At 57.5% G+C, this 8,200-nt stretch carries 9 protein-coding genes; 6 read left to right on the plus strand and 3 right to left on the minus strand.

All coding sequences use genetic code 11. From position 1 onward, the window contains the following. Positions 1-21: 21 nt before the first annotated feature. Positions 22-1,617, plus strand: coding sequence for a GMC family oxidoreductase (locus tag MUU53_RS13760; protein WP_247261404.1), 1,596 nt, complete (start codon positions 22-24; stop codon positions 1,615-1,617). 22 nt (positions 1,618-1,639) lie between these two features. Beyond that, the gene (gene mmsB, locus MUU53_RS13765; protein WP_247261405.1) at positions 1,640-2,518 is read left to right on the plus strand and encodes a 3-hydroxyisobutyrate dehydrogenase; all 879 of its coding nucleotides are present in this window, start codon (positions 1,640-1,642) and stop codon (positions 2,516-2,518) included. A gap of 1 nt (position 2,519) precedes the next feature. On the opposite strand, the gene MUU53_RS13770 is transcribed toward mmsB, so the two are convergent. The 3 genes from MUU53_RS13770 to MUU53_RS13780 form a co-directional block, all read right to left on the minus strand. Next, complete coding sequence (locus MUU53_RS13770; protein ID WP_247261406.1) at positions 2,520-3,782, minus strand: arsenic transporter; 1,263 nt, start codon at positions 3,780-3,782, stop codon at positions 2,520-2,522. A gap of 30 nt (positions 3,783-3,812) precedes the next feature. Further along, a complete protein-coding gene (locus tag MUU53_RS13775) occupies positions 3,813-4,448 on the minus strand; it encodes a nucleoside/nucleotide kinase family protein (RefSeq protein ID WP_247261407.1) in 636 nt (211 codons plus the stop codon). A 169-nt stretch (positions 4,449-4,617) separates the two neighbouring features. After that, complete coding sequence (locus tag MUU53_RS13780; protein ID WP_062556465.1) at positions 4,618-5,151, minus strand: DUF992 domain-containing protein; 534 nt, start codon at positions 5,149-5,151, stop codon at positions 4,618-4,620. 241 nt (positions 5,152-5,392) lie between these two features. Between MUU53_RS13780 and MUU53_RS13785 the strand changes: the two genes are divergently transcribed. The 4 genes from MUU53_RS13785 to MUU53_RS13800 all read left to right on the plus strand — a co-directional run bounded on the left by MUU53_RS13785 (position 5,393) and on the right by MUU53_RS13800 (position 8,072). Continuing rightward, entirely contained in the window at positions 5,393-6,907 is a 1,515-nt protein-coding gene (locus MUU53_RS13785) for a helix-turn-helix transcriptional regulator (RefSeq protein WP_247261408.1), read from the plus strand. Between the two features lie 116 nt (positions 6,908-7,023). Further along, a complete protein-coding gene (locus tag MUU53_RS13790) occupies positions 7,024-7,203 on the plus strand; it encodes a CsbD family protein (protein ID WP_062556467.1) in 180 nt (59 codons plus the stop codon). A 15-nt stretch (positions 7,204-7,218) separates the two neighbouring features. After that, entirely contained in the window at positions 7,219-7,542 is a 324-nt protein-coding gene (locus MUU53_RS13795) for a BON domain-containing protein (protein WP_247261409.1), read from the plus strand. Between the two features lie 26 nt (positions 7,543-7,568). Further along, complete coding sequence (locus MUU53_RS13800) at positions 7,569-8,072, plus strand: DUF992 domain-containing protein (protein WP_247261410.1); 504 nt, start codon at positions 7,569-7,571, stop codon at positions 8,070-8,072. Positions 8,073-8,200 lie beyond the last annotated feature (128 nt).

Raw genomic sequence — 8,200 nt, forward strand, 5'->3', positions numbered from 1 at the left:
GGCCCCCTCACGAGCTGTGTCATGAATAGCTTCGATTACATTATCATTGGTGCAGGGACTGCTGGCTGCGTGCTCGCCAACCGCCTGTCCGCCGACGGGAAGAACACGGTTCTGCTTCTGGAGGCTGGCGGCAACGACAATTATCATTGGATCCACATTCCGGTCGGCTACCTCTATTGCATCAACAATCCCCGGACGGACTGGTGCTTTCAGACCGAGAAGGAACAGGGTCTCAACGGCCGGGCGCTGAACTATCCTCGCGGCAAGGTTCTTGGCGGCTGCTCTTCGATCAACGGCATGATCTATATGCGTGGTCAGGCGCGCGACTATGATCAGTGGCGACAGATGGGCAATCCCGGCTGGGGTTGGGATGACGTCTTGCCGCTTTTCCGGAAGTCCGAGGATTTTCATAAGGGCGGCGATGACATGCACGGAGCCGGTGGGGAATGGCGCGTGGAAACCGCCCGCGTTCGCTGGGCGGTTCTCGACGCTTTCCAGCAGGCGGCGGAAGAGGCAGGCATTCCCAAGACGCCGGATTTCAATCGGGGCACCAACGAAGGTTCTGGCTACTTTGACGTCAATCAGCGTTCGGGCATTCGCTGGAATACGGTCAAGGCCTTTCTTCGGCCCGCAATGAAACGCGGCAATTTACGCGTCGTAACCAAGGCGCAGGCGAAAAAGCTCATCATCGAACAGGGAGAGGTGAAGGGTGTCGAGGTATCCGTCGGGGGCGTCGATCAGCGATTCTATGCCCGTCGCGAGACAGTGCTTTCAGCTGGCGCGATCGGCTCGCCGCATCTTTTGGAACTGTCAGGGGTCGGGCGGGGAGAGGTTTTGCAAAATGCTGGAATCGACCTTGTCAAGGAGGTCGGGCAGGTGGGCGAAAACCTTCAGGACCATCTGCAACTGCGCCTGACTTTCAAGGTGACCGGTGTCCCAACTCTGAACGAGAAGGCGTCCAGCCTGTTTGGCAAGATGGCGATCGGGCTCGAATATCTGGCAAAACGATCCGGTCCCATGGCGATGGCGCCCAGCCAGCTTGGCATCTTCACCCGTTCCGGACCGGAGAAGGAAACGCCGGATTTGCAGTACCATGTGCAGCCCGTTTCCCTCGATAAGTTCGGCGATCCTGTTCACACCTTCCCAGCCATTACAGCCAGTGTGTGCAACCTGCGGCCAGACAGTCGAGGCTCAGTGCATGCCAAGAGCGCTGATTTCGCGCAACAGCCTGCTATCGCACCCCGCTATCTTTCGACGGAAAGTGACCGGATGGTCGCCGCGCAGTCTATCCGGTTGACGCGAGAGATTGTTTCTAAGCCTTCCTTCGCCCGTTATAATCCGCAGGAATATAAGCCGGGTCCGAGTTATCAGACTGAGGAGGAACTGGTCAAAGCCGCTGGAGAGATCGGAACGACGATTTTCCACCCTGTCGGCACCTGCCGCATGGGGCCGGACCCTGAGAGCGTCGTCGATCCGCGATTGCGGATGCGGGCTCTTGGGCGTCTGCGAATAGCAGATGCCTCCATTATGCCGAGGATCACGTCGGGAAACACGAATTCACCTACGGTCATGATTGCGGAGAAAGCGGCGATGATGATTTTGGAAGACAATAGATAATGGCATCGGGAGGACTTTGATTATGGCGAATATTGCATTTGTAGGACTTGGAAACATGGGCGGACCAATGGCCGCCAATCTGGTGAAGGCTGGCCACGTGGTTCGCGGTTTCGATCTGTCGGAGCACAGCCGCAAGGCAGCCGGAGAGGCCGGGGTGCAGGCGGTCTCGTCCTTGGCTGACGCATGCGAGGGCGCAACCGTGATCATCACCATGCTGCCGAAGGGGGAGCATGTGCTCTCCGTTTGGTCAGAGCTCAAGCCATCGCTTGCATCTGGCACACTGTTGATCGATTGCTCGACCATCGATGTGGATTCAGCCCGGAAGGCGCATCAACTTTCAGCCGAGGCCAATTGCCATTCCCTTGACGCGCCGGTGTCCGGTGGTATCTCGGGAGCAGCGCAGGCGACACTCACCTTCATGGCGGGAGGCACGCAGGCCGCCTTTGACGCGGCGCGCCCAATCCTCGAGGCCATGGGAAAACGCATTGTCCATTGCGGTGGCGGCGGCGCTGGTCAGGCCGCAAAGATCTGCAACAACATGCTGCTTGGCATTTCGATGATTGGCGCCTGCGAAGCCTTTGCGTTGGGCGAAAAGCTTGGCCTGACCCATCAGGCGCTGTTCGATGTGGTTTCCACCTCGTCCGGTCAGTGCTGGTCGGTCAATACCTACTGCCCGGTTCCGGGTCCGGTTCCGACTTCGCCTGCCAACCGCGACTACCAGCCCGGGTTCGCAGCAGCCCTGATGCTGAAGGATCTGCTGCTCTCCCAGGATGCGGCAAACAGCAGCGGAGCGAACACGCCGCTGGGCGCTGCGGCTGCTGCCCTTTACCGCGAGTTCGAGGCCTCAGGCCATGGTGCGACGGATTTCTCTGGCATCATCGAGATGCTCCGTACGAAATAGCCTAAAGGCTTTGCAGGATGAGAACCCCCAGTGCAGCGGCAAGCGCTGGGGTCATCACCACCAAGCCCAACTTCAGAAAGGCGAAGGCACTCATGTGAATGCCTTCGCGCCGCAATGCTGTAAGCCAGAGGATGGTGGCAAGTGACCCCGTGACCGACAGGTTCGGGCCAAGGTCTACACCAATGAGTACAGCGCCCGCGATGGCATCTGACACATTCGCGGCCTGCACCGCGCTTCCGGCGAAGAGACCTGCTGGCAGATTGTTGACGAGGTTTGAAATAATCGCGACGCCGGTGCCTGCGATCGCTATCGCTTGTGTTTCTGATTCCGCCGCAAGCGTTGCTAGCTGCTGCGCAAGAAGCGATGTCAGCCCGGTCTTGTTCACGGCTTCCACAACAACGAACAGTCCTGCGACCAGTGGCAATACGCTCCAGCTGACCCCGCGTAAAACCTCAAGAGGGTTCTGGCGGGTGAGCAGCAGGACGCCAAGAGTTGTAACGACCCCGGCTATGAAGGTGGGGATTCCAAGATCGAGATGCAGGGCAGATGCTATGACCAACACAGCGGCAGTGATGCAGAGACCGATACCAGAGATTTTTGCCGCTCGTGTCAATTCCGGTGTTGGAATGTTTTCTGCCAGTTCATCCGCCATCAATGCTTTGCGCTGGGTCCCGTAGAGGCAAATAAAGGTAACGGCGATCGCGGCAATGGAGGGCAGCAGGAATGTCGCCAGCCAACGGGATAGAGGCGGCATCTCTCCACCTGCGAAGATGACAAGGTTTGCGGGATTCGAAATGGGCAGGACAAAGCTCGCGGCGTTGGCGATGAATGCGCAGATCAGGAGATAGGGCAGAGGGTCCTTTACCTTCGCTGCACGACAGGCGGCATAAACCGCCGGTGTCAGGACAACCGCTGTTGCGTCATTTGACAGAAAGACCGTGACAACCACGCCGACTGCGTAAACCAGGCAGAATAGACGGAGCGGAGATCCTTTCGCGGCGGAGGTTGCGATCGCGGCAATCCAGTCGAACAGGCCCTCTCGCCTGGCAAGCTCCGATAGCAACATCATTCCGATGAGAAAGAGGTATACGTCGAACCCTTTCAGGACGCCGCTGACGGCGTCGCTCCAACCGATGATGTTGAGGAGGAGGAGCATGGCGGCACCGGCAACCGCCCAGACCGCTTCCGGCCATCGAAACGGACGGACGACGACGCCAAGGGCGGTCATGCCCGCAATAAGCCAGGTCATAGTAACCAAAGTCATGCAATCATGTCCTTGAAGCGCATCGCGGGTTCAATTCGGAACCCGGACATCAGGTTCGATGCTGCCGTCCATGATGGCCATCCCGTTGGGAATGTCATTGTCGTCCAGCTTTCGACGAATACCTTCCTCGTCGAGACCGTAAAAGAACCAGCGCTCTCGCAAACGCCGGCGCAACTCCTCGACCGGCACTTCAACCAGAACGGTGAGGTCAAAGATCGGATGCAGCCGGTCCCAAGGCTCGTTGCGCATCAGCAGATAATTACCTTCGCAAACGATGATACCCGTCTCACGCGGTATGAGGCGACCCCCAGCCCTGGCAATTTCAATGGATCGATCGAAAACCGGAACGGCGACCGCATCATCTTCATTTGCTTTCAGCCTCTGCAGCATGTGTCTGAGACCATGGGCATCGAACGTATCGATGGCACCCTTGTTGGCAAGGCGGCCCATATCTCGAAGCACGGCGTCGTCGTAGTGAAATCCGTCCATTGGGAAGACCGCGGCAACGCCCGGCCGCTTGTGGTTGATTTCTTCCACTACTGCATCCGCTAGCGACGACTTTCCGGATCCGGGTGCTCCGGCCATGCCTGCAAGTAGTCGAGAACCCGAGTAGGACGACAGGAGGCGGTCAGCCAATCGCTTGGCATTTTCGACGAGTGCGGTCATCTGGAACTCCGGTTCGGCATAGAAGCGGTGGGTTGGTCATGTACCGATGGATCCAAATCGAACCAGCGATTACAGATCAAGTCTTTTCAAGTAAATCTGAATAAAGACAAGGCCAAGAAAAAAGCGCCTGCCGGAGCAGACGCTTTCATGTTCATTGATACTACGGACCTCAGCTTGCAGGAGTAAGCGTCACGGAGGTTCCGGTTGCAGCGAGGTTCAGGCCAAGCTGGCCCTGGACGCTGACCGTCTGAAGGTGGATCGATCCGGACGTCCCGCCGACGAGAACATTGGCGCCGACGCCTGCAACAACCGTTACCTCAGCCGTTGCGCCCTGATAAAGGCCGCCGAGTGAACCGCGGTGGTAACCGGCAGTCGGAGCGAAAACGGCCCAGACCATGCGCTGTTTCGTCGTGAAGCCAAGGTCTACGCCCATCTTGCGCACAACGCCCGTATAACGGTCGAGCGGTTCACCACCCATCGCGGACGTAAAGACGCAGTCAGCTTCCTTCGCAGAACCGAGCACGTAGCCAACACCGCCACCGATCGTGCAATCCAGATAGCCGATGCGCACGCCACCGCGCTGGTCCTGCTCCTGAGCGACCGGAGCGCGGTCATAGCGGGAGATGGTGTCGGCTGAAAATGCTGTGCCAGCGCTTGCGATGACGGGCAGAGCAGAGATGGCAACTGCGAGGATTTTCTTCATGGGTTTACTCCTTGGGTATTACTCTATGCGTTTGGTGCGGCAGTTCTCGACTCAGCAATGCTGACGCTTGTGAATTTCCTCATCAACGCGCGTGGCAAAAAAATGATCCTCGTAAACCCTTTGTTTATTTTCTTTAGTCGCCAGACGTCTTTTCCACCGTGTTCAACATCAGGATGATGCCACTTGTCCTGCACAAGATCGTTCACACTTTATGGTCCATTCAAATTGGAACCGGATCTCCATGAACGAAGCCGCTGAGGTACCACGCATAAACCGTACCGTCCTGCAGCAGCTTATCGCAGGCCTGACAGATGGTCTTATCCTTGTGGAACTGGATGGCAGAATCATTTGGGCAAACGAAGCCGCCCTCAAGAGCCACCGCGTGGAAGATCTTGCCGGGCTTGGCGAGACTGTTGCGGATTACCGCCGCCGTTTCACTCTTAGGTATCGAAACAACCACACGCTTGACGAGGGGCAGTACCCGCTTGAACGGCTACTGGGCGGGGAAGCATTGGACGGGGTCACCATTGAAGTCTCTCCGACCAGCGATCCTGATGCGTGCTGGGTTCATGTTGTGCGGACGCTGATCCTCGAAGACGCCGGTGCCAAGCCTGATGTTCTGGTGCTGATCATTCGCGACGAAACCCCGCGCTATGAGGCCGAAAAGCGTTTCGAGAAATCCTTCAATGCCAATCCCGCGCCAGGACTCATATGCAGGCTGGACGACCAACGCTTTATCCGCGTCAACCAGGGTTTCATGGAAATGACCGGACTGAGCCAGGACGATGTGCTGGGCAAGATGGTCGAGGAAATCGGACTGTTCTCCAACTGCGAGACGGGTGATGACGCCATGATCAAGCTGGCGGAAGGCAGGGTCATACGCCAGCGCGAGGCCCTGATACCGCTTCCGGATGGTGGAGATCGATTGGTCATTGTCGCGGGCGAGCCCATCCCTGTCGGCGAGGTGCCCTGCATGCTGTTTACCTTTGCCGATCTCGATGGGCGCCGCAAGGCGCAGAACGCTCTTCGCCAGAGTGAAGAGAGGTTCTCGAAGTCGTTCCGCTTGTCGCCTGCACCGGCCGCAATCGCGCGGTTGGATGACTTCGTCTTCATGGAGGTCAATGAAGCTTTCCTGTCCCTGAGTGGCAGGAAGATCGAATCTGTCATTGGAAAGACGGCAGCCGATTTGAAGCTTTGGGAAGATACGAAGGCTCGTAAGGAAATCGAGCAGCATTTGCGTGACAATGTGCCGGTGAGGGACGTCGCCATGCGTATGATGTTGGCAAATGGCGATACGGCTGAATGTCTGGTCTCTGCTGAACGGGTGGAGATAAATGACCATGCGTGCGTGCTGTGGTCGGTGCAGGACGTGACGGAAAGAAGACGGTCGGAACTGGAACTCATCGAGGCCATCGAAAGCGTCATGGCCGATACATCCTGGTTCAGCCGAACTGTCGTGGATCGCCTCGCCACCTTGCGTCAGGCTTCTACCGGGAAAAGTCCGTCCGCGGAACTCAGAGATCTAAGCGAGCGAGAGAGCGAGATTCTCGGATTGATCTGCGATGGTTTGAGTGATGCCGAGATGGGCGATGCGCTTTGCCTGTCGCGCCATACCATTCGCAATCATGTGGCGTCCCTCTACAACAAGATCGGCGTCAATCGGCGTGCCGCAGCCGTGATATGGGCGCGCGAGCGTGGGTTCAGCGGGAACGGTGCATCTTCTGGCAAAAAGACATCGAAGGCCAAAAAAAGGTAAAAACCTACTAGCAGGATTAGTAGTTCTCTCTCTGCATCAGCACCGTTTCCGGTCCTATCTCCAGTCGTGTAGCGCAATGAAGAGCTGCTGACCCAACTGAAACAAGGAGTAGGATCATGGATAAGAACCGAATCGAAGGTGCTGCCCGTCAGGCAAAGGGTACCATCAAGGAAGCCGTCGGCAAGGTGACGGGCAATCGTGACCTCGAGATCGAGGGCAAGGCCGACAAGGTTGCCGGCGAAGCGCAGAGCGCTGTCGGCAAGGCCAAGGACTCTGTGAAGTCCGCTCTGAAGTAGTTTCCGGATCAACTCGTGAGCGAGGCAGGTATGATGATTGTCGCACACGCACGTTCCCAGATGCGCGGACACCTTCAGGATCACAGTGTTTGTGCTGCCTTGCAGTCGATCCTTGCCTATGCGCAGGGACTCGAAAAAAGCAGCATTGCCTGTTCCTTCGAGGATGGTCGGATTGTCCTGACAGGTGAGGTGGACTCCACCGATACACTGGAGACCGCGATTGCTATCGCTGAAGTCTTCACTGGACGCAGCGTTCTGGCCGACCTCGCCGTGCAGCCACGGATCCATCTGCCTCGCTATATCGCTGTCAATGACGCGGTCATCCCGGACCATAGCTAAATCAGCTTCTGAAGAAAGAGAACATTATGAAAAAGATCATTCTTCTCGCCACAATCGCATCTCTCGCAGCAACCCCTGCCGCTTTTGCGGCAAGCGGAAAGGCTTCCCGTGCCCAAGCAGCGGAGCCTGGTCAGCGTATCGGTGCGCTGAGTTGCGAAATCGAAGGTGGCGTGGGCTTGATCCTCGGTTCGAGCAAGAAGGTGCAGTGCCAGTTCCGTCAGCAGAATGGCAAGGTTGAGCGTTACACCGGTTCGATCGGTAAGCTTGGTCTCGATATTGGCGTGACGGGAAAAACCTACCTCAACTGGGTGGTTGTCAGCACTGCTGCGTCTCGCATCGGCGAAGGCTCACTGGCTGGCAGCTATGTCGGCGCATCCGCGTCTGCCGCCGCCGGGCTTGGCGTCGGTGCCAACGCGCTGATTGGCGGAAACTCCAAGAATTTTGCCCTGCAGCCAGTCAGTGCTCAGGTTGGAACAGGTTTGAACGTCGCCGCCGGCGTTTCTCGTCTCCAACTGAGCCACGCAGGCTGATGGGCAAGGCGGTGGCCGGGAAGCCGGCCGCCGATCCTTCGTTGTTCCGATTAGAGTCTGTCAGTTTTAAATTGAACCATAACCTGCATGTCTGAAGTAGTTGGAGCACTCCTGGGGGCTGAACGCCT

The organism is Affinirhizobium lemnae (genome assembly GCF_022968395.1).
GTDB lineage: Bacteria > Pseudomonadota > Alphaproteobacteria > Rhizobiales > Rhizobiaceae > Neorhizobium > Neorhizobium lemnae.